Origin of the sequence: Terriglobus aquaticus, from assembly GCF_025685415.1 — a bacterium.
GTDB lineage: Bacteria > Acidobacteriota > Terriglobia > Terriglobales > Acidobacteriaceae > Terriglobus > Terriglobus aquaticus.
In genome coordinates, this window is sequence record NZ_JAGSYB010000001.1 from 2,938,119 (window position 1) to 2,961,832 (window position 23,714).

The 23,714-nt window shown below is 65.1% G+C and carries 17 protein-coding genes; 9 read left to right on the top strand and 8 right to left on the bottom strand.

The window, feature by feature from the left end:
* Positions 1–23 precede the first annotated feature (23 nt).
* The 6 genes from OHL12_RS12235 to OHL12_RS12260 form a co-directional block, all read right to left on the bottom strand.
* Positions 24–1,634, bottom strand: a complete 1,611-nt coding sequence (locus OHL12_RS12235) for a phytoene desaturase family protein (protein ID WP_263414098.1) — start codon at positions 1,632–1,634, stop codon at positions 24–26.
* A 55-nt stretch (positions 1,635–1,689) separates the two neighbouring features.
* Positions 1,690–3,252 carry a phytoene desaturase family protein gene (gene crtI, locus OHL12_RS12240; RefSeq protein WP_263414099.1) on the bottom strand — a complete coding sequence of 521 codons (1,563 nt, stop codon included), beginning with the start codon at positions 3,250–3,252 and terminating at the stop codon, positions 1,690–1,692.
* Between the two features lie 171 nt (positions 3,253–3,423).
* Positions 3,424–4,107, bottom strand: coding sequence for an HD domain-containing protein (locus OHL12_RS12245; RefSeq protein WP_263414100.1), 684 nt, complete (start codon positions 4,105–4,107; stop codon positions 3,424–3,426).
* On the bottom strand, positions 4,104–4,766 hold the full coding sequence (locus tag OHL12_RS12250; RefSeq protein WP_263414101.1) for a nucleotidyltransferase family protein: 663 nt from the start codon (positions 4,764–4,766) through the stop codon (positions 4,104–4,106). Before OHL12_RS12250 ends, OHL12_RS12245 begins: the two co-directional genes overlap by 4 nt.
* Positions 4,767–4,811: 45 nt before the next feature.
* Positions 4,812–8,189 (bottom strand): TonB-dependent receptor, encoded by a 3,378-nt coding sequence (locus OHL12_RS12255; protein ID WP_263414102.1) that lies wholly within the window; start codon positions 8,187–8,189, stop codon positions 4,812–4,814.
* A 94-nt stretch (positions 8,190–8,283) separates the two neighbouring features.
* A complete protein-coding gene (locus OHL12_RS12260; protein ID WP_263414103.1) occupies positions 8,284–9,123 on the bottom strand; it encodes an outer membrane lipoprotein-sorting protein in 840 nt (279 codons plus the stop codon).
* A gap of 111 nt (positions 9,124–9,234) precedes the next feature.
* On the opposite strand from OHL12_RS12260, the gene OHL12_RS12265 reads away from it, so the two are divergent.
* Together OHL12_RS12265 and OHL12_RS12270 are read left to right on the top strand one after the other, a co-directional pair.
* Positions 9,235–9,777, top strand: a complete 543-nt coding sequence (locus tag OHL12_RS12265; protein ID WP_263414104.1) for a regulatory protein RecX — start codon at positions 9,235–9,237, stop codon at positions 9,775–9,777.
* 41 nt (positions 9,778–9,818) lie between these two features.
* Positions 9,819–10,775 (top strand): hypothetical protein, encoded by a 957-nt coding sequence (locus OHL12_RS12270; protein WP_263414105.1) that lies wholly within the window; start codon positions 9,819–9,821, stop codon positions 10,773–10,775.
* Here OHL12_RS12270 and OHL12_RS12275 read toward each other — a convergent pair whose 3' ends face one another.
* Together OHL12_RS12275 and OHL12_RS12280 are read right to left on the bottom strand one after the other, a co-directional pair.
* Positions 10,776–11,975 (bottom strand): GGDEF domain-containing protein, encoded by a 1,200-nt coding sequence (locus OHL12_RS12275; RefSeq protein WP_263414106.1) that lies wholly within the window; start codon positions 11,973–11,975, stop codon positions 10,776–10,778.
* 155 nt (positions 11,976–12,130) lie between these two features.
* Positions 12,131–13,606, bottom strand: a complete 1,476-nt coding sequence (locus OHL12_RS12280; RefSeq protein ID WP_263414107.1) for an alpha-L-fucosidase — start codon at positions 13,604–13,606, stop codon at positions 12,131–12,133.
* 99 nt (positions 13,607–13,705) lie between these two features.
* Between OHL12_RS12280 and alaS the strand changes: the two genes are divergently transcribed.
* The 7 genes from alaS to OHL12_RS12315 all read left to right on the top strand — a co-directional run bounded on the left by alaS (position 13,706) and on the right by OHL12_RS12315 (position 23,655).
* A complete protein-coding gene (gene alaS / locus OHL12_RS12285) occupies positions 13,706–16,390 on the top strand; it encodes an alanine--tRNA ligase (protein ID WP_263414108.1) in 2,685 nt (894 codons plus the stop codon).
* A gap of 32 nt (positions 16,391–16,422) precedes the next feature.
* Entirely contained in the window at positions 16,423–16,914 is a 492-nt protein-coding gene (locus OHL12_RS12290; RefSeq protein WP_263414109.1) for a DinB family protein, read from the top strand.
* A gap of 76 nt (positions 16,915–16,990) precedes the next feature.
* Complete coding sequence (gene msrA / locus OHL12_RS12295; protein ID WP_263414110.1) at positions 16,991–17,506, top strand: peptide-methionine (S)-S-oxide reductase MsrA; 516 nt, start codon at positions 16,991–16,993, stop codon at positions 17,504–17,506.
* 193 nt (positions 17,507–17,699) lie between these two features.
* Positions 17,700–20,141: an N-acetylmuramoyl-L-alanine amidase gene (locus OHL12_RS12300; protein ID WP_263414111.1), complete on the top strand. Its 2,442-nt coding sequence runs from the start codon at positions 17,700–17,702 to the stop codon at positions 20,139–20,141.
* 129 nt (positions 20,142–20,270) lie between these two features.
* A complete protein-coding gene (locus tag OHL12_RS12305) occupies positions 20,271–20,681 on the top strand; it encodes a BlaI/MecI/CopY family transcriptional regulator (protein ID WP_263414112.1) in 411 nt (136 codons plus the stop codon).
* Positions 20,681–22,063 (top strand): M56 family metallopeptidase, encoded by a 1,383-nt coding sequence (locus tag OHL12_RS12310; protein WP_263414113.1) that lies wholly within the window; start codon positions 20,681–20,683, stop codon positions 22,061–22,063. Before OHL12_RS12305 ends, OHL12_RS12310 begins: the two co-directional genes overlap by 1 nt.
* Positions 22,064–22,098: 35 nt before the next feature.
* Positions 22,099–23,655, top strand: a complete 1,557-nt coding sequence (locus tag OHL12_RS12315) for a trypsin-like peptidase domain-containing protein (protein ID WP_263414114.1) — start codon at positions 22,099–22,101, stop codon at positions 23,653–23,655.
* Positions 23,656–23,714 lie beyond the last annotated feature (59 nt).

Consider the following 23,714-nt stretch of genomic DNA (forward strand, 5'->3'; position numbering starts at 1 on the left):
CCGCGGCATTGTTCCAGACCTGGTTACGCCTGCATGTGCTCGGACTGCGTGCTCATCTCCTCGGTCCCCACGAAATGCATATCGGTCGTGGGCTGACCGTACGCATCCGGCTTTCCGGTGTACTGCCGGTCGAGCGCATCGGCGGCAATCCAGCCGGATTGCATGACCATCGGCATGCCCGGCCCCGGGTGCGCCGCGCCGCCAGCCAGGAACAGGCCGTCCACGCCGTTCACCACATTCGACGGCTTGAACGCGCCGCTGAATCGGCCGTGCGAGCTCAGTCCGTAGATCGCCCCGTTCAGCACGCGATACCGGTCGTGAATGTCCTGCGGCGTGAGCGCCGCCTCAAAGACGATGCGGTCTTCGATATCCGGCATCTTGCCCGTAGTCTTCAGCTTGTCCAGGATCACCTGGCGATAGCCGGGGAACATCTCGCGCCAGTCATGGTTCGGCCGCAGATACGGCGTGTGCACCAGCACATACAGCGCATCGCCGCCCTCGGGCGCGGTCGCCGGCTCGGTGCGGCTGGTCGACGCCAGATAGCACGTCGGGTCGGGCGCGGGCAGGCCGAGGTTGTAGATTGCGTGAAACTCCTCATGCGGGTCGCGCGAGAAGACGAAGTCATGGTGCGCCAGGTGGTCGTAGCGCTTGTTCAGCCCCAGGTACAGCACCACACCGCTGCACGCCGGCTCATAGTTGCTCTTGCGATTGAAGCGCGCGACCACATCCTCGGTCCCCGGCGCTCCGCTCAGCAGCTCACGATAGGTGCGCACACTGTCTTCGTTGGAGACGATGGCGTCAAACGCATACCGCTCTCCGTTGCTCAACGTAATGCCGTCCGCCACCGGCAGACCGCCCGCCAGGTGCGTATTGATGCGCGCCACATCGGCGTTCACGTGGTATTGGACGCCGAGCTCCGTGCCCAGCTTGACGAGCGCCTCCGGCACCGCGCGCGTTCCGCCCATGGGGTACCAGATGCCCTGCTCGGTCTGCATATGGCCGATAGCGCACAGGATCGCCGGCGAAGCATCGGGCGAGGAGCCGACGTACTGCACGAAGTGGTCGAGCATCTGCGCCGTATTGTCGTCGTGAATGTATTCGCGGATCACGCCGGCAACCGTCTTGCCCAGGCGCATCTTCATCACGTCCTTCAGCACGGCCGGATCGAACATGCCGCGCATCTCCAGCGTGTCCATCATGGAGCCGATCGGCTTCCAGAAGAAGAACTTGTCGCTGATGTGATGGAGCTGCTCGCTGATCCCAAGGAACTCGCGGTACTTCTCACCCATGCCCGGCTTCACGCGGTTCAGTTCCGCCACCATCTGGTCGGTGGAGTCCTTCAGGTCGATGACCGATCCATCCTCAAAGAAGCAACGCCAGGACGGGTCCAGCTTGACCATCGTCAGGTAATCGTCCAGGTTGCGGTTCGCCTCCGCGAAGATCTTGCGCAGCGTGGACGGCTGAATCAGGATCGTCGGCCCCATGTCGAAGCGGAAGCCCTGCTCCTCCAGCAAAGCGGCCTTGCCCCCGAGCCACGGGTTCTTTTCGAACACTTCCACCTGGTAACCGCGGGCAGCGAGTGTGGCTGCGGCGGAAAGTCCGGCCAGGCCGGAACCGATAACTGCGACGCGCATGCGTTTGTGACTCCTGAACCTGAAACTGCTGACTTGGACGTGTTTGTAAAAGAATCTACTGCACGGCGAGGTCGCGGTCGCGCAGATGGCTCTGGTCGAACGCAGACTGCGTGAAGTTCCATGCCGGTTTGATGCCGAGGTCTTCCAGCAACAGCTTGGACGAGATGCGCGCAGACTCGAAAATGACCGGCAGACCCGACCCCGGATGCGTTCCGCCACCGGCCAGGTACACGCCGTCGGTTTCTTCAAACCGGTTGTGTGGGCGCAGGTGCAGCATCTGGCGCAGCGAGTGCGCCATGCTGAAGGTAGATCCCTTGTGCAGGGCGAACTCCGCTGCCCAGTTCGCCGGCGTCAACACCCGCTCGGTCCGGATACGGCTGCGCACATCCCCCATGCCAATGTTCGCCATCTGGTCCAGCACGCGCTCGCGGAATGGCGCGAGGTCGCGCTTCCAGTCGACGCCGTCGCAGCTATGCGTGACCGGCGCCAGCACGTAGAGCGAACTCATGCCCTTGGGGGCCAGCGAGTCGTCGCTCACCGAAGCGTTCTGCACGTAGATCGAGGGGTCCTGCGAGAGCGTGTGGCCCTTCTCGATGTCGTGCAGGTTGCCGCGGTAGTCCTTCGCCAAGTAGATCGTGTGGTGCGAAACCTCGTCGTACCGGCCATCCACGCCCAGGTACAGCATGAAGGTGGAGCAGCTATGGTCCTTCTTGCCGATGCCGTCGTCGGTCCAGCGGGAACGCAGGTGACGCGGAATCATGCGCTTCGCCGCTTCTGCGAACTCCGCGTTCATCACCACGGAATCAGCCTGGATAGTGCGCTGGTTAGTACGGACGCCGGTTGCCTTGCGACCCTCAAAGCAGATCGCCTCGACGTCCTCATTCAACAGGATCGTGACGCCCATGTCCTCGCAGATGCGAGCCATGGCACGCGTCACCGCGCCGCAACCGCCGACCGGATGAAACACGCCGTACTCGTACTCCAAGAAGCTGAGGATCGAGAACAGTCCCGGACACCGGAAAGGGGACATGCCCAGATACTTCGATTGGAATGAGAAGCCGAGCCGAATGCGTTCGTCGCTGAAGTACTGCCGCAGCTCCTGATCCAGCGACTTCCACGGCGCCAGGATGGGCAGAAGCTTCAGCATCTCCGGCCGCGCCAGGTCACGCCAGCTCTCAAACGGCGACTCCAGGAACGGCAGGAAGCGCTGCAGCTTGTTGCGGTTGTCCGTCATGAAGTTCTGGAAGTTCTTCGCGTCCCGCGGACACAGCTTGGCGATGGCAGCTTCCATGCGCTCGTGGTCGCCGGTCGCCAGCAGTTCGCCACCCGTACCGAACACCAGGCGGTATTGCGGGTCCAAGCGGAGCATGGGAACTTCGCGGTCAAGCGAATACCCGGAAGCCGAGAAAATCTCGCTCAGAACACGCGGGTACAAGAAGAAGGTCGGACCGTAGTCGAAGCGGAAGCCGTCCTGCTCAAAGGTAGAGGTACGCCCACCCGCGTGATCGCGCTTCTCAACTATGGTTACATCCACACCCGAGGCCGCCAGCAGCATGGCACTGGCCAGACCACCGGGGCCCGCGCCCACGACAACCACACGCTTCTGCATGGAACTCATTCAACTCTCTACGATGCTGAAAACGGTGCCGTGGAGGACGGCGGGAATCCAATCCTCCCGCTGCCGACTGTAAGAACTAGCAGCTTTGTATCACGCGATGGAAGGCTTGGTACTCCGCCGATCTTTTCGGCTACGGTGCCCCGTTCCTGGGGCAGCACTCGACGCCGCAGCTCAGTGGGCGCTGTCGGACGCCGGCACGCCGTCAAGGCCCAGCGCGGCCGCATTCGCCTGCATGGCGCGCAGGCAGTTCGCAATGTGCTGGTCCACTTCGATCCCGAGCAGGGCCGCGCCGTTCACAATGTCTTCCCGCAGCACGCCGCGGGCGAACGCCTTGTCCTTCATCTTCTTGCGAACACCCGCGACCTCCACATCGTGAATGCTGCGGCTCGGCTTGACCAGGGCGCACGCGGTCAGGAAGCCGCTCAGCTCGTCGCATGCGAACAGGGCCCGATCCAGGTGCGACTCGCGCGGCGTGTGGGTGTACTCGGCATGCGCCAGGATGGCGTGACGGATCGGCTCCGGCCACCCCTGCTGCTCCAGCACCTTGATGCCGACCCACACATGCTCGTCCAGCGACGGATGTTTCTCGTAATCGAAGTCGTGCAGCAGCGCGGCGATGCGGTACGGCTCCACAAATGCCTCCGCCGCGGTACCGCTCAGACCAAGCCGCTCGGCCTCTTGCTGCCCGTATGCGGCGGTGCAGGTTTCCACCGCAAACGCGTGCTTCAACAGGCTTGGCGACTGCGTCCACTCGTGCAACAGCGCCAACGCCCGTTCGCGCGTGTACTCGTTCTGAGGCTGCGACGGCGCAGGCTTCTCAGAGGCGCCTCCGGCCTCCGCTGTGGTCGTGATCATGGCCCAAGAATAGCGCGCGTATCCGGTTCCGAAACACCCGGTGCCGTTAGTTGCTCCAGGTCCTCCGGAGTGTCGATGTCGAGTTCGCCACCCGGGAGCGGCAGGTGCACGACGTCCTCGTGCTGCAGCAGATCGCGCGCCCCGCGATCGCCGGAGAGCCGCTGCAGCGCGTGAAAGCTAAACTCCGGAAACAGCGCCGGAACCCCGCGGCGGCCGGCATAGGTCGACGCCACTACATGTTCACGATGCGACGCGGCAACCAGGTCGCGCAAGTGCTGCGCCGTGACCGCCACCTGGTCACAGGTGAGCACCAACAGGTCATCTACGCTGTGCCGCTCCGCCACCGCAGCACCCAGCGCAATGCTGGTGCCCATACCCTCGGCCCATCGCTGATTCAGCAGAATGCGCAACTCTGGCTGGTAGGGCTGCAGGATTGGAAAGATCTGCTCGTGGTGCGCCCCCAGCACCACCAGGACCGTCTCCGCGCCAGCCTCGCGCGCAATCCGCACCGCGCGTTCCACCAGCGTCTCTCCGTTCCAACGCACCATCTGCTTCGGTTGGCCGAGCCGCGTGGACGCACCCGCAGCCAAAATCAATGCGCCCAGGTGACGCCTTCCCTCGTTCAACTCTTCCCCTCGTGCGCCGGCATCCGCGGCCATACGCACTCTGATGCGAGTTCTTTAGCCGAAGCCGACCAGCAGGCTCTAACGCCTCAGCCGCAGCGCGAACTGCGCCACCCGCGGATCGGTCGTGGTTGCCGTGATGCTGCCGAAGGCTGCCGTTCCGAAAGATCCGTTCGGCTGCGCAAACGCAGGGGTGTTAGTCACATCGAACAACTCTGCGCGGAACTCCGCCGTGAACTTCTCGCCGATGCGCGTGTTCTTCACCAGCGCCAGATCCAGGTCGCGGTACGCCGGTCCACGCACAGGATTGCGCGACGCACTGCCAAAGGTGAACTGCGGTGCCGCTGCAAACGCAGCCGTATTGAAGAACGCTGCAGGCGTGCGCTGCGACGGGTCGAGATTCGGCCGGCCCACCAGGTTTGGCCGCTGCAGCGACACACCCAGCGAGCTGTTGTTATTCGTCGCCTGCGTCACCGTAACCGGCATGCCGCTCTGCATCGTCCAGATGCCGTTCACCTGCCATCCTCCCAGCACGCCGGTCAGCACACCATGACCGCGGAACCGCGGCAGGTCATAGATCGCCGAAGCGGTCAGCACGTTCGGCATGTCGCCCTGCGACACGTCGCGCTCCAGGTACGGCCGGTACGTGTCCGCCGCAATCAGCGAACTTGTATTCGGCGAACTGAGCACCGTTGACGAGAACACGCTCGACGCATCATCGATCAGCCGCGAGTGCGTGTAGCTGAACAACACATAGAGGTTGTGGCTCATGCGCTGCTCCACCTTTGCCTCAATCGCGTTGTAGTTCGACGTGCCCGTGTTGTTGCGGTACACCGCTACATTCTGAAAGCGCGCGAACGGCTTCAACAACTGAGCGTTGGTGATCGTGCGGCGGCCCAGCGGGCTCGAGATCGGGATCTGCCCGAAGTACGGGTTGGCCACCGAAGCCAGCAGCGTCGAACCTGGCTGCAACCCCTGCGCAATCTGGTCCGCCGTCAACTGGTTGATGTTGCGGTCCGGGATACCCACATGCACGACGTGCGATCCCACATACGCAATGTCGAAGCTCAGGTTGTTCGTCACCGAGCGCTGCACCGCCAGGTTCCATTGCTCCACATATCCTGAGCCCGCGCTCCGATCCGCTGTGTACACGCTCTGCCCCAGGCCGGCGTTCGGCGTAAAGCTGACGGGCGCCACGCTCGGTCCATTGCGCAGAGCAAACGCAGGCGTCACATTATCCAGCGTCGGCTGCTGCACGTTCTGAATGAACGGGTACTGCGACGTCGTGAACGGCGTCGTAATGCCGCTCTGGTCGATGAAGACGATGCCGAAGCCAGACCGCACCACCGTCTTCGAATCCACCGAGTACGCCAGGCCGAAGCGTGGAGCAACGTTGCCCCAGTGCAGTTCACGCGCCGATCGCGGATAGCCGTTCACGCCCAGGTAATCCAGCACCTGCGTCCCCGTGTTGAAGATCGCGCCCTGGTTATGCGTCTCCGTGCTGGGCAAGTGCAGCGTCCAGCGCACACCGGCGTTCACCGTCAGCTTCGGCGTGGCGCGCCAGTCATCCTGCACAAAGAACTCGTAGATGTAGTCGCGCGGACGAATCGTCCGGTTTTGCAGATCGATGGAGAACGTATCCACCTGCCCCAACAGGAAGCTGGCAAAGCTGTTGCCTCCCGTCGCTGCCGCCGATCCCGTTGCCGTCTGCGTGTCGGTGCCGGTAACGGTGAAGGCGAATGAACCCTGCGGATTCGGCGGGGCAATCGTGTTCAGCTCATACCGCCGCGCGTCCATGCCCGCCTTGATCGAGTGCGCGCCGCGCGTCACGATCAGGTTGTCCACCAGCTCGCCCACGCTCGTCTGGTAGCGCGCATTGGTGCTGGCCGATGGGCCAAGCTGCTGGAAGCCGGTCAGCGTAAACAGCGGCAGTGCGTTGTTGAAAGCTGCATTGTTCGGAATTCCTGGGATGCCAAGTGCTGCGGACGCGCTGCCGGCCAGCGTCGCTCCTTGCTGCGTGTTGCCGCGCCGCGTGTAGCCCAGCCTCAGCTCGTTCGCCAGGAAGGGCGTGAAGGTGTGGGTCTCGTTGAAGACCGCCTGCTGCCCCAGAATGTGCGTTAGTCCCGCAACGTTGCCGGTGCCGATCACCGACCCGCTGATCGCACCCGATCCTTCCGCAAACGGCGTTACCGGGTTCTCCACTTCGCTGTAGTAGGTATAGCGGGCAAAGGCGCGGTCGTGCTGCCCCTTCGCGCCGTCCACGCGAAAATCGGACTGGTGCTGGTGATCGTCGTCGTTTCCGGTCCGCGAGTAGTTGCTGGTGCCGGTCGTGTTCGGCAGCGGAATCCGATTCAGCAACGCCACCGCGACCGGATCGAACCGCCCCTGCGGGATCGTGTTGCGCGCGAAGGCCGTGCGCACCACGCGGCCGCTGGCCGTGGTCGTCGTCGTGTTCGGGTCATAGATGGTCGTCGCGCCGAAGTTGCCGCCGCGCTGCGCTACCGTCGGCACCGTCGACAGCCGTGTGACGCCGATGCGCTGCAGAATGCCCTGATACCCAGCAAAGACGAACAGGTGATCGTGCACCACCGGCGCGCCCAGCGTGCCGCCGAACAGGCTGCGGCGGTACTCGGGCTTCGGCTGCGGTCCGGCTGCGGTCGGCCGCGCAAAGTAGTTGCGAGCGTTCAGCGTCTCGTTGCGCAGAAACTCGTACACGCTGCCGTGCACCTCGTTCGTGCCCGACCGCGTCGCCACGTTGACCACGCCACCGTTGAAGCGGCCGTACTCCGCCGGCACGTTATTCGCCGCAATGGTGAACTCCGCAATGTCGTCGATGATGGGGAAAAACGCCACCTGCCCCGGCTCCGGCTGCAGCGCGCTGATGCCGTCGAACAGGTACTCGTTCGTGCGTGGACGGCCACCGTTGATGCGCGTCAGCACCGTTCCGGGCGGCAGTTCCACACCCGGCGCCAGCTGCGCCAACTGCACAAAATTGCGCGAGTTCAGCGGCAGCGCTACCACGGTACGCCCCGGAATCGTCGTTTGAATGTCCGACGTGCTGTTCTGCAGCAGCGGAGCGTCCGACGTGACCGTGACGCTCTGGTCGGCCGCGCCTACCGTCAACGGCAGATCGAGGCCGACGGTCGTTCCGGTCGTCACCGTCACGTTCGCCCGGTCATATGCCTGAAAGCCGCCCGCGGCCACGTGAACGCTGTAGACGCTCGAAACCAGGTTGGTGAAGTCGTACGCCCCGGCACCCGTGGTCACCTGAGTCTGGCGCACGCCGTTTCGCGTATCCGTCAGCACCACCGTTGCACCGCTTACCGCGGCACCGGACGCGTCGCTCACCCGACCACGAAGATCGCCCAGCACCTGGGCATGCACCACGGGCTGCAGCGAAACACAGGTCAGCGAGAGCGCGGCCGCACCGGCCACAAAACCATACGACTCGAAACGCATATTACGACTCTATGCGATTCAAGCCGCACGCGCGAACGCGACGGAAGCTGGCGCACCACGCTGCGCCTGACACACGCAAGCAACCGGCGTGCGCCTACTTCTTCGGCGGTGCCTGCTCCGGCACCTCTTCCACACCCGTCAGAATGCGAGCGCTCGAACGATACCGCTTGTAATCCGTGTACTTCACGATCGACTTCACGTGCACGTCCTGCCCCATGGACCCACCCGATGCGGCGAAATGCAGCGTGCCCTCAGCTTTCGTATAGGTCGGGAACCAGTACTTGCCGTCGATTTGCTCGTAATAGGTGCTGAACGGTGGCGACAGGTTTTCGTGCCCCTTGCGCACGTCGTCGGGCACGTTTTTGCCGCTGGCCAGCACAATCTGCAGGTCCTGCTGATCGACCCAGACCTTACCCTGGAAATACCGCTTGCCCTTTTCCATCGTCTTCGGCTTCACGTCGAAGACGTACGTATCCAGCTCGTCCACCTTTTGCCGGCCCAGGTAGCTCACGTCGTACTCGGGCAACTGCTCCGTGGTCAGAATGAACGGCAGCCTGTGCACCACGTCATCCAGATCCTCCCTGGTCAGGATCACGCGCTCCAGCGTGTTTTGCGGCGCGAACAGCACATTTTCCGTGCGCGCGCCGGTGCTGGAGAATCCGATGTCGCTCACCTGGTGGTACTCACCATCGGGCCGGCCGTTGTCGTCGTTGATGGTCTGGAATTTCACATCCTGCTTGAAGACGTAGTTGTCGCGCGCCTTGGCGAACTCCGCCTCGCGCGCGCCCATCGCTGCCACAATCTGCTCCGGCGTCTTGCCCGTCGGCGGATCGGGCTGCAGCGGGCCAAAGCCCTCCTGCGCCACGGCAGCGGCACCGAACACAGCAGCGGAGGCAAGCAGAAGACCGAAACGGCGCAGACGTCCAGGCATCATCACATCCAGTTAGACGACGTGGAACGCCCGGAGTCGCGCACCGCACAAACCCCTCCCAGCACCAACCTCAGCCGACCCCAGCCCTGTTCCCTGTTCCCTGATAATGCCTCCATGCCCTTCGGCAGACCCAAACGCGCCCGCGAGCCGCTCACCGAGACCGAACTGCTGGACTACGCCGCCAAGTCCCTCGGCGCGCGCATGCAGTCGGAGCGCGACCTGCGCCGCAAGCTGCGCGACCGCGCCGAGCCCGGCCCCACCGGTGCTGAGGCCGTGGACGCGGTCATCGCCAAGCTGAAAGAGCTGCGGTACCTCTCCGACGAGCGTTACGCCGTCGACTTCGCTCGCCTGCGCCAGGAGAACCGCAGCCTGGGCCGACGCCGCGTGCAGCAGGACTTGCAGAACAAAGGCATCGCCTCGCCCGTGATCACCGAAGCTCTCGAGAGCGCCTACAAAGGTGTGGATGAGGTCGCGCTCGTTCGCCAGCACATCGAACGCAAACGCCTGCAGGCCCCGACGGACGACAAGAGCACCGCCCGCATCCTGCGTCGCCTGACCGCCGCCGGCTTCAGCTCGAAATCGATATTCACCGTGCTGCGCCAACTCCGCTCCGGCGAATCCATCGACACAGCCGAAGCCGCGATCGCGGACGACTAGGCAGCCCTCACGCAACGACGCACTGGAAGCATCGAATAGCCGTGACACGTAAGCTTTCCCCCACGACTGTGCTCGGCATCGACTGGTCCGGTCGCGTCGACCTCCCCGGCCAGCGTCGACACATCGTCGCTGCCATGTGGCGCATGGACGGCAAAGGCAAGACTCGCGTGACGGTCGAGAACGGCCGCACCCGTGACGAGGTCGCCGACTGGCTGATCGCACTTGCGCAGAAAGACCCGGCACTCGTCGTCGGCTTCGATTTCTGCTTCAGCTATCCGGCATGGTTCCTGCACGAGGTCGGCGCGAAGTCGGCTCCCGACTTCTGGCGCATCGCCGCCGAGCGCGGCGAGCAGTGGCTGCACCGCGAAAGCGAGGATCGGCGCTTCTGGGGTAAGCCGCACAAGCGGCCCTCCGAGTTCAGCGGCGAGCAACTGCATCGCATGCTGCGCGGAACCGACATCGACTGCAAGATCATCGCCCACATCCCAGAGGCCAAGCGCGCCCTGCGCGTGAAAGGCATCACGCCCAAGTCGGTCTTTCAGATCGGCGGCTCCGGCTCAGTCGGCACCGCCAGCCTGCGCGGCATGCCGGTGCTCACTCGCCTGCACGATGGTGGGTTTCGCGTCTGGCCCTTTGACCGGCCCACGCCCGGCCAGCCCCTGGTCGTCGAAATGTACTCGCGCCTGAACACCGGCCCGGTGCACAAATCCAACCCCGAAAAACGCAAAGCTTACCTGGATCGCAAGCGACGCGAAGACCCTGCATGGGCATGCGTCGGTCCTGCCGCGCTACGCGCCGCACGTGAGAGCGAGGACGCATTCGACGCCCTGGCCAGCGCCGTCGTAATGGCCGAGCACCGGCACACGTTCTACGCGCTGCCCACTCCGCGCGATCCGAATGCCGCTCTGGAAGGCTGGACCTGGGCACCGGACGTGAGCGCCAGCGCCGCTCCGCGCGTTGCACAGGAGAGCTCCCGTGGCACCGCGGTTCACGAATAACTAGTTGGGCAGCGAAGCACCGACACCGCTCCGCGCCTGCGCAGACCGGTATGGCGATCTCGTGATCTCCGAGGCAGGTCCGCCACTGTAGCGCATCGTGTCTGGGACCTTCTGCTCGTACATGTGCTGGTCGCTGCGCTCCATCAGGTCTTCCAGGCTCGCATCGCCTTCGCTGCTGTGTGCCTGCCCGATGGTGGCGCTCACACGCAAAGGCTCGCCCGCGCTGCAGGGAATACGAATGTCATTGATCGCGACGCGCAGCCGCGCGGCCACGGTATGCGTCGTCACCTTGGAGGCATCCGGCAGCAGCACCAGGAACTCATCGCCGCCAATGCGGGAGGCCAGGTCCGAGTCGCGCAGGCTGGTGCTGATAGCTTGTGCCACGCACTGCAGGGCCGTGTCGCCGGCAGCATGGCCGTGGCGATCGTTGATGGCTTTGAAGTGATTCATGTCGATCATCAGCACCGAGATCGACTGACCCTGACGCTTGCAGCGCGCCAGCTCACGTCGGGCAAACACCTCGATTGCGCGCCGGTTCAGCAGACCCGTCAGCGGATCGCTCATCGCCTTCTTCTCAAGCCCGTCGCTCACGCGCAGCATGTCCATCCATAGAAAGCAGAGCGCGGTGAATGAGATGAACAACACGCCGCCCCAGTTCGCGCCATTCAACAGCCGAACGCCACGCAGCACAACATAAGAACTCCGCCAAAGGCTGAAGCTGACCAGCAATAGCGCTACCGCCATGGCGCGCGTCGCCGGCCGGGTCGCACGGTCGCGGCACCGCAACAGCAGCACAGCCGGAAAAACCAACAGCGCGCCCAGCACGGCCGTGCCGAACATCACGCGCATGCTGCGGTCCGGCCGCCAGTAGGTCAGATAGCTATAGACGGTCATCAGGGCGACGCACAGCGCCACCATCACCGGCATGCCACGAAAGCGCTGCCGCGTCGCTACCGCAATCGCCTTGGTCAGGAACAGAGGTTCCATCAGGAACAGCGCATTGCTCAACATGACCGACAGGATGAGTGGCAGGCTGTTGTAGTAGGCCTGCAACATCAGGCCCATGCTGCCAAGCGTGGACCCCGCCGCAAACCACAGCGCGCCCGCGTCCGTCTTCACGCGGCGGCTAGCGTGGTGAGACATAAACAGGAACACGCCGAGGAACAACAGCATCCAGCTCTGCAGCCGCAGGATGCTCACAAGCTCTGCTGAATTTTGCACTTACAGTTTTTATAGGGCAAACGCGGCTACGCTTGACCTATGTTTTCGCAAGCGCTCTCTGCCACTTTCGAGTTATGCGACGGCTCGGTCACAGGCGAACACGTTCGCCGCGGCTCTGCTCGCAGGCCCGTCCATTAGCCCTGCCGGTCCAGGTAGGCCCCCAGCTCTGTAAGCGCGGCGGGCGCCCCCGATTCCAGGATGCGCAACCGCAGCCGGTTCAGCGCCGCAGGCTTCTCCAGCCGCACGATGCGGCAGTTCCCGATGCTCTCGCCTTCGGCCAGCTTCGACCACACGCCGTCGGTGCCCGCCGCCTCAAGCACCCATCGCCGGACGCGCTGACCCAACGCGATCGCCTCACGCATGCGGATCACGTTGACCTGGAGTGGCTCACGCGCACTCGCGGTGATTTCCGCCGGCCCTGCGTTCGAGGCCAGCCAATACGTGTCTACCGATCCGTCGACAACGAGGCCGGCTGCATGGTTCCGGGCTGCCGCGGATGCCGCAAGCGATGCTCCGCGCAGCAGGTTGTTGGCAAAGGTGGCTTCCACACGACCGTGAAAGCTCCGCAGCGCAGCCGCGTCGGCGCTTGCGATACGTCCGCGCGTGTCAGGCGGCAGGTTCAGCAGCAGCCCCGCTCCGCGTCCCACCGACCGCTCGTACAGGGTCATCAACTGCTCCGGCGTCTTCACCTTGCTGTCTTCCTCCGAGTGGTAGAACCAGCCCGGCCGGATCGACACATCGCACTCGGCCGGCATCCACACCTCTCCGCCGGGCGTACCCGTGTTGTTGATCGCAGTGTCCACATCGCCCGGCGACGCCGGCCCGCCGTGCTCGCCGCGCGGCGTGATCGTAGCCCAGCAGTTCTCGCCAGCTTCGCCTTTTTCGTTGCCGACCCATCGCACATCCGGGCCCACGTCGCTGAAGATCGCCGCCTCCGGCTGCAGCTTGCGCACCAAGGCCCACGTTCCCGGCCAATCGTAGTAGTGCAGCTTGTCGATGGTGCGCTTCTCCCGCGCGCCACCGTAGAAGCCGTCACCGCCATTCGCCCCGTCAAACCAGATCTCGAAGATCGGACCGTAGTTGGTCAGCAGCTCCGTGATCTGCTGCCGATAGATGGTGAGGTACTCCGGTTTGCCATACGCCGCATTGCTGCGATCCCACGGCGACACGTAGACGCCAAACTGCAGCCCCTGCTTGCGCGCCGCGTCCGAGATGGCGCGCACCACGTCGCCCTTCCCGTCCATCCACTTGCTGTGCGAGATGTTGTGTTCGGTGCTCTTCGTCGGCCACAGGCAAAACCCGTCGTGATGCTTGCAGGTCAGGATCACGCCGCGCATGCCGCCCGCCTTCAGGTCGCTGACAATCGCGTCGGCGTCGAAGTCGGTCGGCGCGAACACATCCGGGCTTTCATCGCCCAGCCCCCACTCCCGGCCGGTGAAGGTGTTCACCGTGAAGTGCAGGAACGTGCAGGTTTCCAGCCGCTGCCAGCGCAACTGCCGCGCCGACGGCACCGCCCCGGCATTCGCCGCCGTTGCTGCCATCCCCGGCGTGCAGTGCACCGCACCCACGGCCAGCGATGCGGATAAAAACTCCCTGCGGTTCCAAGCCATTCCCGTCTCCCGTGCTCGTTCCGTTCCACGGTGAGCGAACCCAAGTCTATCGTCCGGAGGGCGCCGCGCCCGAACCGCGCTGCTATCCTCACAGGTACCATGCAATCCCGTTCCGGCAACCAGATTCGCGAAGATTTCCTCCGCTTTTTCGAAGAAAGAGGCCATCGTCGCATCCATTCCTCGTCGCTGGTTCCGCACAACGACCCCACGCTGCTCTTTGCGAACGCGGGCATGAATCAGTTCAAGGACGTGTTCCTCGGCGCCGAGCAGCGCAGCTACACGCGCGCCACCACCAGCCAGAAGTGCGTGCGCGCCGGCGGCAAGCACAACGACCTGGAGAACGTGGGCTTCACCCGCCGCCACCACACCTTCTTTGAAATGCTTGGCAACTTCAGCTTTGGCGACTATTTCAAGCAGCACGCCATCGCCTACGCGTGGGAGCTGCTCACCAGCGATCGCTGGTTCGGCATCGACCCGGCCCGGCTCTACGTGACCATCTTCGAGGGCGACGCGCAGACCCCGCGCGACGACGAGGCCGAGCAATTCTGGATCGCCGCCGGCGTGCCGAAGGATCGCATCTACCAGCTCGGCGCCAAGGACAACTTCTGGCAGATGGGCGAGACCGGCCCCTGCGGTCCGTGCAGCGAGATCTATTACGACCTGGGCCTTGAGGCGTCGGAGACCGGCGAAGACAAGCCCTTTGGCGAAGACGACCAGCGCTATATGGAGATCTGGAACCTCGTCTTCATGCAGTTCGACCGCGCCGCCTCGGGCGAACTCACGCCGCTGCCCAAGCCCTCCATCGACACCGGCATGGGCCTCGAGCGCATCGCCTGCGTGCTGCAGGGCAAGCTCTCGAACTACCAGAGCGACCTGTTCGTCCCGCTCATCGCAAAGGCGGCGGAGCTTGTCGGCTTCACCGCGATGAGCCCGGAAGAAGCCTCGGTCAGCGATGCAAAGGGCGCTGCCTCGCTGCGCATCATCGCCGACCACGCGCGCGCCGCGACCTTCCTTATCAGTGATGGCATCGTGCCCTCCAACGAAGGCCGCGGCTACGTTCTGCGCAAGATCCTGCGCCGCGGCATCCGCCACGGCCGCCTCCTCGGCCAGGAGCAGCCGTTCATGCACCAGATGGTCTACGCCGTGCGCGACGAGATGCAGGCCGCCTACCCCGAACTGAACGAAACCGCCGACCGCGTCAGCAAGACCATACTTGGCGAAGAGCAGCAATTCGCTCGAACCTTGCAGCTTGGCCTCTCGCAGATGACGAATGAGACGCTCGCAAGCGGCTCACTTGCCTTTCGCCTGTACGAGACCTTCGGCATGCCTCTCGACTTCATGACCGATGCAGCGCGCGATGCCGGCATCGAGTTCGACATGGAAGGCTTCGAGCGCGCCAAGGAAGAGGAACAGGCACGCGCACGCGCCTCGTGGAAGGGCGGATCGCAGAAGTCCGCCAGCCCCGTTTTCACCTCTCTCCCGAAGACCGACTTCGAAGGCTACGGCAAGCTCCGCATCGAAGGCGCAAAGGTCCTCGCTCTCGTCAAAGACGGCGTCGGCGCCAACGAACTGCACCCGGGCGACACCGGCGAAGTCGTGCTGAACGCGACCAGCTTCTACGCCGATTCCGGCGGCCAGGTGGGCGACACCGGCTGGCTCTACTCGCCCGACGGCGCGCACGTGCTGGCCGACGTGAGCGGCTGCACCAAGCCGGTGCAGGGCGTCTTCGCGCACCGCGTCACCGTCCGGCAGCCCATCGCGGTGGGCGACACCGTGAACACCGTGGTGGACGGCGCCGAGCGCAACAGCACCATGCGCAACCACACCGGCACCCACCTGCTGCACGCCGCGCTGCGCGAGGTCCTCGGCACGCACGTGAAGCAGGCCGGATCGCTGGTGAACCGCGCGCGCCTGCGCTTCGACTTCAGCCACTTTGCCCAGGTCGCCGACGAGGAGCTGCAGGAGATCGAGGACATCGTCAACCGCGAGATCCTCTCGAACACCAAGGTCGAAACCTTCGTCGACGTTCCCATCGACGTAGCGATCAACGAGTTCCACGCCACCGCACTCTTCGGCGAAAAGTATGGCGACAAGGTGCGCGTGGTGAAGATCGGCGACTTCTCGACCGAGCTCTGCGGCGGCACCCACACCGCGGCCACCGGCGAAATCGGCCTTCTGAAGCTCACCGGCGAATCCTCTGCCGCCTCTGGCATCCGCCGCGTGGAGGCCGTCACCGGCACCGGCTCGCTGCAGGAGTTCCGCCGCGACTTCGCTGTGACGCGCGTCGTCTCGTCCCTGATCGGCGGCACCAGCGATTCGCCCGCCGCCGCACTCGAGGCACGCCTCTCCCAGCAGGAAGAGGAGATGAAGAAGCTGCGCCGCGAGCTGGAACAGGCGCGCATGAAGGCGGCCTCCGCCTCCACTGCCGATGCGGCCAGCTCCGCCGTCGACGTACAGGGCATCAAGGTGCTGGCCCAGCGCGTCGCCGGCCTCGACCGCAACCAGATGCGCTCGCTGGTCGACTCGCTGCGAACGAAGCTGGGCAGCGGCGTGGTCGTTCTGGGCGCGCCCACAGAAGACGGCAAGGTCGCCCTGATTGCCGGTGTGACCAAGGACCTGACCGGCCGCGTGCAGGCCGGCAAGATCGTCGGAGCTGTGGCTGCCAAGGTCGGCGGCAAAGGCGGCGGTCGCCCCGACCTGGCCGAGGCCGGCGGCACCGATCCATCGCAACTGGACGCCGCTCTGTCCGGTGTACCGGAGATCGTCGGCGGCCTGCTCGCATAGCAGTCCGCCCGACCACCTAAGAGGACTTCCGCATGACCGCGCTCACCGTTGACGAACTGCTTGCCTGGCTCGATCAGACCTCAAACGGCTGGCGTGGCCTGGTGCAGCGACATCCGGAGGTCCTCGCCTTTCCGTGCAGCACACGCGAGACGCAGAATGTGGCCGAGCTGCTGCAGCACATTGTCGCCGTGGAACTGCGCTACGCCGAGCGCCTGCGCGACCTGTCCGAAACCTCGTACGATCAGATCGCCTTCGACACTGCGGACGCGATCTTCACCACCCATGCGCGCACCATGGACCTGCTGCAGCCGCTGCTGCAACGGGACGCCGAGTTCTGGGACGGCACAATCGAGTTCATGACCCGCAGTGCTGGGCAGATGCGTGCGCGGCGCCGCGCGATCCTGGTGCACCTCGCCATGCACGCCATCCGTCACTACGCCCAGCTCGCCACGCTCGTCCGCGAGCACGGTGTGGCGCCAGGTTGGCAGATGGACTACCTGTTCGCAGTCGCAGAGCCAGCCTAGGCAGCGCGCCGCGCATGCGACCGCCCACCCCGCCGCCGCGTCTAATTCCTGCGAACCAAACGAGGAGAAACGACACATGGCGCAGGAAACAGCAATCTTGGCGGGCGGATGTTTCTGGGGCATGCAGGAGCTGCTGCGTGACCGGCCCGGCGTGATCAGCACCCGCGTGGGCTACTCCGGCGGCGACGTAAAGAACGCCACCTACCGCAATCACGGCACCCACGCCGAAGCGGTCGAGATCGTCTTCGACCCGGCAAAGATCAGCTACCGCCGTCTGCTGGAGTTTTTCTTCCAGATCCACGACCCCAGCACGCCCAACCGGCAGGGCAATGACCGCGGTGCCAGCTACCGCTCGGCCATCTACTACACCAACGACGAGCAGAAGCGCGTAGCCGAAGAGACCATTGCCGACGTGAACGCCAGCGGCCTGTGGCCCGGCAAGGTGGTCACCGAAGTGGCGCCGGCTGGCGACTTCTGGGAGGCCGAACCGGAGCACCAGGACTACCTGCAGCGCATCCCGTATGGCTACACGTGTCACTGGGTGCGCCCGAACTGGGTTCTGCCGAAGCGCGAAGCCGCAGTCCCCGCGTAAGCCACTCATCCTGAACAGTCCCAGAAAAGCGCCGCCCAGCCGCGGCGCTTTTCCGTTTCAGAACGCCGCCGGAACGGGTACCCGCCGCGGTTCCGGGCAGAACTTTCCGGCCAGTCGGGCTAACCCTGCTCGATACACTGAAGGCGCTTTGACCCGGAACCGTTCATCCCGGCTGCGGCGCCTTGCGCCTGCGGTGATCGCCCCCGCACTTCTGCTGGCCTCGGCGTGCGTGGCCGCTGTGCCCAGGAAGGCCGCCGAGACCACACCCTGGCAGGTGGCCGAGGCCGCCCGCGCCCAGCTTGCGCAGATTCCCCCCGGCGAGCGCACCGGCACCGACTACCGCACCGTCATGGACGCCTACCGGCTGATCTACCACGCCAACCCCGGCGACCTGCACGCGCCGGAGTCCATATTCCAGGTCGGCAATCTCCTGGCCGAGGAAGGCATCGTCCTGCACGATCCGCACGCCCTGCAGGAGTCGCTTGGCCAGTACGAGTTCCTGCGCCGGCAGTACCCCACCAGCAGCCTGCGCATCTCCGCCGCGCTCGAAGAGGCGCACGTCGCCGTCGCCGGCCTGCACGACGCGAAGCTCGCCCGCGAGAAGTACACCGACTTTCTCACCGAGTTCCCCCGGTCGCAGCGTGTGCCCGAAGCGCGCGAAGCCTTGGCGGCGCTGAAAGCCGGCCGCATGCCACAGGTGACCAGCGGCCCGCTTGCCCAGACCAGCACCAAGCAAACCGCTGCCGCTCAGCCGGATGCACAATCCGCGGCGACCACCATGGCGCAGGCAAGCTCCAGCCAGGCAGGCCAAGCCCCAAACGGCACAGCACAGATCGATGCGCCATCCGCCACGGCGACCTCGCGCGGCAATCGGACCACGCAGACCCCACCTGCCCTGCAGACCGCAGCGCGCTTCCAGACCGAGGCCGCCGCCAACAGCAACGGCGTCGCCCAGTCGACCGTCGCGCCCAGCGAGCGTGCCGAGGCCAGCCAGCGCGCCAGCGAGCGCACCGCTACCCAGCGCGATGCCGTCATCCACGCCGCCACCAACCCCGAACAGGCCGCCACCGACGACACACCCGCCTCCGCCAAGGCTGCCGCCCATACGAAGAGCGGCCTGGCGCAGGTGACCGGCATTCGTCACTGGTCCACGCCCACCTACACCCGCGTCGCCATCGACCTGGGCGACCAGGTGCAGTACGAGGCCGCGCGCGTTCCCAACCCCGACCGCATCTACTTCGACCTGCACGGCACGCGTCTGGCGCCCGAACTGCAAGGCAAGCTGCTGAACGTGGTCGACGACGGCTTCCTGAAGCGCGTCCGCATCGCGCAGTACACCGCCGACTCCACCCGCGTGGTGCTCGACGTGAACGACGTCACGGAATACTCAGCCTTCCTGCTGCCCAACCCGTACCGCCTCATCATCGACATCCACGGCGGCGCCAAGACCACTACCTCCCAGACGAACACGCCCACCACCAACACAGCGCCGCAACAGGCAAAGACGAGTCAGGCCGCACCCGTGACCCGCACCACCGAACCGGTCATGGGAGACAACGACGGCGGCATCGTCGGCGACGCACCCACGCCATCCTCCCCCGCTCCTCGCCGCACATCTTCACTCGCAACAACGTCCCGCGCCAACACTGACGTTGCCTCGCTGAGCAAGCAGCCCGGCAAGGTAGACGCCACCGACCGGCCCACCACGCAGCCCATCGCCGTGGTCGCCGATCGCCGCGGCGGCGACACCGAAACGCCCGCAACCGCGCACAAAGTGAAGCGTGCCCTGGCTGCGGCGAACAGCCCTGAAGCTGCACCAGATGCCTCGTCCCAGCGCACCGCCGATCTCGGCTCGAACCGCGCCGCCGCACCCACCACCGAGGGCCAGCGATCGCTCATGCGCGCACTCGGCCTCAAGATCGGCCGCATCGTCATCGACCCCGGCCACGGCGGTCATGACTCCGGCACGCTCGGCGCCGACGGCATCATGGAAAAGGACGTCGTACTCGACGTCGCTCTGCGCCTCGGCAAACTGCTGCACGACCACCTGGGCGCGGAGATCATCTACACGCGTTCCGACGACACCTTTATCCCCCTCGAAACGCGCACCGCCATCGCCAACAAGGCGCAGGCCGATCTCTTTCTCTCCATCCACGCCAACAGCAGCAAGGACGAGACCGCGCGCGGCGTGGAGACCTACTACCTGAACTTCACCAGCGACCCCACCGCGCTGGACGTGGCCGCGCGCGAAAACGCGGTGAGCGACCAGAGCGTGTCCGAACTGAGCACCATGGTCAAAAAGATTACGCTCAAGGACAAGATCGACGAGTCACGTGAGTTCGCGCAGGACGTGGAGCAGTCGCTCTACACCGGCCTGGAACGCGGCAACGCCGGCCTGAAGAACCGCGGCGTGAAGAAGGCCCCGTTCGTCGTGCTCATCGGCGCCAACATGCCTTCGATCCTCACAGAGATCAGCTTCGTCACCAACCCCGACGATGCCGCCAAGCTCCGCACTGGCGACTACCGCGAACGCGTCGCCGAATCCATCTACAAAGGCGTTGCCCGCTACGCCCAGGGCCTCGGCGGCATGCGCGTCGCGAGCACCACCCCAGCGAAATCGAACAGCCCCGAATAATCGCAACGGCAACAACCCCGAACACTCCGGTCGCGTTTTGCATGAGCGTCGGTAAGCTCGCCGCCCAGCGAAATCGTCGAGCAAACCCCGCTAACTAATTTCTTAGTTGCCCGTCTCTCCTAACAAGAGATGCCGCGTACCCGTTCCAACACGTTGACCGAAGCTGAGCTGAGCCTCATGCGCCTCTTGTGGCGGATGGGTCAGTGCTCGGTGCAGGACCTGGTTTCGGCCATGCCGGAGAACGAGCGGCTGGCCTACACCTCGGTGCTTACCACGATTCGCATCCTCGAATCGAAGGGTTACGTGGAGCACCACCAGGAAGGCCGCGCCTTTGTGTACACCGCCGTGGTCGCGGAGAACACCGCCCGCCAGAGCGAGGTGAAGCACGTGATCAGCCGCTTCTTTGGCAACAGCCGCGAACGCCTGATGGTCGCCCTGCTGGGTGACGGCGAGGTAAGTGCGGAAGAACTGGCGTCACTGAAGAAGGCGATCGCCAGGGCAGAGGCTGCGGCCGCCAACGACCAGCAGGAGGAGAACTGATGCCTTCCACCCTTCTGCATCTCTCCTCATTTCTGACGGCCGTGTGCGTTGCCGGCCTGTGGCAGGGGCTGACGGTGGCGCTCATCGCGGCCGCGGTTCTGGTGCTGCTGCGCCGCGCTCCGGCTGCGCTGCGCCACTCCGTGCTGGTTGCTGCCTTTGCTGGTGTTCTGGTCCTGCCATGGCTTGAGCTTCATCGCGATCTGCACGCAGGCAGTGCGCACACGGGCGAGCATGGCCTGCACCTTGCACCCTGGATCGGCCTCGCCGTAGCCGCGCTCTGGCTCGTCGGAACCACCGTCCGCGCCGCGCAGCTGTTCCTTGCATGGCGTCACCTGGGCCGCGTTCGCAATGCCTCAACGGTCGTGCCGTTGCAAGGTGAAGAGAACTTCACCGCCGGCTCGCGCCGTGCCCTCTTGTGCAGCTCGCCCGACGTGGACGCGCCGGTGATCCTCGGCTTCCGCTCGCCGCGCCTCTTAATACCGGAGTGGATGCTGCCCACCCTGTCCGAAGCCGAACTGCACCAAATCGCGCTTCACGAGTGCGAACACCTGCGGCGCCGCGATGACTGGATCAACCTTCTGCTGCAGGTCGGCCTGGTGCTGTCTCCGCTGAACCCCGCCCTGCTGTGGCTGAACCGCACGATCCGGCTGCAGCGCGAGATGGCCGTGGACGCCGCCGTGGTCGCCCGGACCGACAAGCCACTGGCCTATGCCGCCTGCCTGACCCGTCTGGCCGAGCAGCGCCAGCAGCGCGGAGCCCTGCGTCTTGCCCTGTCAGCCCTGGGCCGCAAGGCCGAACTGGTGCAGCGCGTGCACGCCCTGATCGCTAAGCCGACCGCCTGGACGCGCAAGCAATCCGGCCTGGCCTTCGCCGGAGCGCTGGCGCTGCTGTGCACCGCGGCTGGCGGTTTCCTGCGCGTTCCGCAACTGGTGCAGGTCGGCACGGATGTCGCGCCTGCATCGAGCAACACCACTGCAGCGGACGCGAGTTTCACTCCCGTCATCTCCACCACTGCGGCCAGTCTGCCGCTGGTGCGCACCTCGGCTGAGGTGACCACGGCGCGCAACCTACGCTCCATACCAGTGCGCATTGTGCCCGCAACCTTCCGCAGCGTGGACACACACGCCCGCAACAAACATGCACGCTCCGCGAAGAGCAGCACCGCGACGCTGCTGCCGGCACACACGCCAGGCTCTCTTCGCGCCGCCACGGTTCTTGCTCCGCGCATGATGCGGACCACTTACGCAAGCTCTCGGAATCGTACGGCTGACATGGACGCAGTTGCGGATTCGTCATCGCAGGTTCAGACCACAACAGCCATCTTCTACACGCCTTACGCAGCCGTGCCCGTCGCCAACGGCTGGCTGCTGATCGAACTCTAACCGGATCTAAGTCCAACCCTGGAGAAACACGCATCATGTCCGCAAAAACTAATTCATTAGTTGCAAGCAGCCGGCCCTTCCTCTTCCGCGTTGCCACACCTCTTGCCCTGGCTGCCGTTGCCCTGTTCGGCACGGCAGAGGTTCTGCACAGCACCGGCGTTCACGCCAGCGCCATCTCCGCCTCCGCGCTGGACGACCAGAGCGTCAGCTCGCTGAGCGCGCTCGACCACGACATGGAAACTGTCGCGAATCGCGTAACCCCCGCCGTGGTCAACATCGCCGTCACGAGCGTTGGCGGCGGCGAGGACGAATCCGCCGACAACGCCCAGGCGCCCGACCTGCAGGGCCTGCCGCCGCAGTTCCGCCAGTTCTTCGGCGGTGGTGGAGGCATGCGTCAGCCCCAGCAGCAGGAGTTGCGCCACGGCATCGGCTCCGGCGTCATCATCTCGTCCGACGGTTACATCGTGACCAACAACCACGTGGTCGAGGGAGCGAAGCAGATCCGCGTCACCCTCAGCGACCGCCGCGTGCTCACTGGCAAGGTGGTCGGCACCGACAAGCTGACCGACATCGCCGTGGTCAAAGTGGACGCGCACGACCTGCCGGCCATCTCCTGGGGTGACAGCAGCAAGCTGCGGCCCGGCCAGACGGTGCTCGCCTTTGGCAGCCCGTTCGGCGTTCTGCAGTTCAGCGTCACGCGCGGCATTGTCAGTGCGGTGAACCGCGCCGCTCCGTTCTCCACCGATGCGCGCACGCCCGGCGGCCTCATCCAGACCGATGCAGCCGTGAACCCCGGCAACAGCGGCGGCCCGCTGGTGAACATTCACGGGGAGCTGGTCGGCATCAACCAAATGATCGCCACCAACAGCGGCAGCTTCGCCGGTGCCAGCTTCGCCATTCCCGCCTCCACCGCCAAGGCCATCGCGACGGAGATCATCCAGACCGGCGCGGTACATCATGGCTACCTGGGCATCGCCATGAACGACGTGACGCCTGCCAACGCGCAGTTCTTCAACCTGAAGAGCGCGTCCGGCGCGATCATCTCGCAGGTGACGCCGGGATCGCCCGCGGCCAGCGCCGGCCTGAAGAACGGTGACGTGATCGTCAGCCTGAACGGAAAGACCATCGAGTCCGGTGGCGAACTGCAGGTGGACGTGGCACAGATGACGCCCGGAACGCACGCGGACCTCGGCATTCTGCGTAACGGCGCGCCGCAGACCGTGAACGTGAAGCTGGGCGAGTTCAACAAGGACAAGCAGCTTGCCAGCAACGACGGTGACGACGGCACCGGTCAGCGCGGCGCCAAGCTGGGCGTGCAGATGAGCGACATCACCCCCGACGTGCGTCAGCAGTTGAACCTGCCCGACAGCGTGAAGGGTGCTGCCATCGCAGCGGTGAAGCCCGGCAGCGCGGCGGAGGAAGCGGGCCTGCAGCCCGGCGACGTGATCCTGGAGGTGAACCGCAAGGCAACACCCTCGGCGAACGACGTCGTCAGCAGCATCCGCAACGCGCCGAACGGCAAGCAGGTTCTGCTGCTGGTCTGGTCCAACGGCGGCACCAGCTACCGCGTGGTCAGCCCGAACGAAGGCTGATCGCTCTGTGATCGCAACATCGGCAGCAGCGAGAAACTAGACCGTTGCTGCTGCCGGAG

What these genes read in the sequence shown, in the direction of transcription:
- OHL12_RS12235 (WP_263414098.1), bottom strand. Translation starts at nt 1,634, where the DNA reads ATGCGCGTCGCAGTTATCGGTTCCGGCCTGGCCGGACTTTCCGCCGCA.
- crtI (WP_263414099.1), bottom strand. Translation starts at nt 3,252, where the DNA reads ATGAGTTCCATGCAGAAGCGTGTGGTTGTCGTGGGCGCGGGCCCCGGT.
- OHL12_RS12245 (WP_263414100.1), bottom strand. Translation starts at nt 4,107, where the DNA reads ATGATCACGACCACAGCGGAGGCCGGAGGCGCCTCTGAGAAGCCTGCG.
- OHL12_RS12250 (WP_263414101.1), bottom strand. Translation starts at nt 4,766, where the DNA reads ATGGCCGCGGATGCCGGCGCACGAGGGGAAGAGTTGAACGAGGGAAGG.
- OHL12_RS12255 (WP_263414102.1), bottom strand. Translation starts at nt 8,189, where the DNA reads ATGCGTTTCGAGTCGTATGGTTTTGTGGCCGGTGCGGCCGCGCTCTCG.
- OHL12_RS12260 (WP_263414103.1), bottom strand. Translation starts at nt 9,123, where the DNA reads ATGATGCCTGGACGTCTGCGCCGTTTCGGTCTTCTGCTTGCCTCCGCT.
- OHL12_RS12265 (WP_263414104.1), top strand. Translation starts at nt 9,235, where the DNA reads ATGCCCTTCGGCAGACCCAAACGCGCCCGCGAGCCGCTCACCGAGACC.
- OHL12_RS12280 (WP_263414107.1), bottom strand. Translation starts at nt 13,606, where the DNA reads ATGGCTTGGAACCGCAGGGAGTTTTTATCCGCATCGCTGGCCGTGGGT.
- alaS (WP_263414108.1), top strand. Translation starts at nt 13,706, where the DNA reads ATGCAATCCCGTTCCGGCAACCAGATTCGCGAAGATTTCCTCCGCTTT.
- OHL12_RS12290 (WP_263414109.1), top strand. Translation starts at nt 16,423, where the DNA reads ATGACCGCGCTCACCGTTGACGAACTGCTTGCCTGGCTCGATCAGACC.
- msrA (WP_263414110.1), top strand. Translation starts at nt 16,991, where the DNA reads ATGGCGCAGGAAACAGCAATCTTGGCGGGCGGATGTTTCTGGGGCATG.
- OHL12_RS12305 (WP_263414112.1), top strand. Translation starts at nt 20,271, where the DNA reads ATGCCGCGTACCCGTTCCAACACGTTGACCGAAGCTGAGCTGAGCCTC.
- OHL12_RS12310 (WP_263414113.1), top strand. Translation starts at nt 20,681, where the DNA reads ATGCCTTCCACCCTTCTGCATCTCTCCTCATTTCTGACGGCCGTGTGC.
- OHL12_RS12315 (WP_263414114.1), top strand. Translation starts at nt 22,099, where the DNA reads ATGTCCGCAAAAACTAATTCATTAGTTGCAAGCAGCCGGCCCTTCCTC.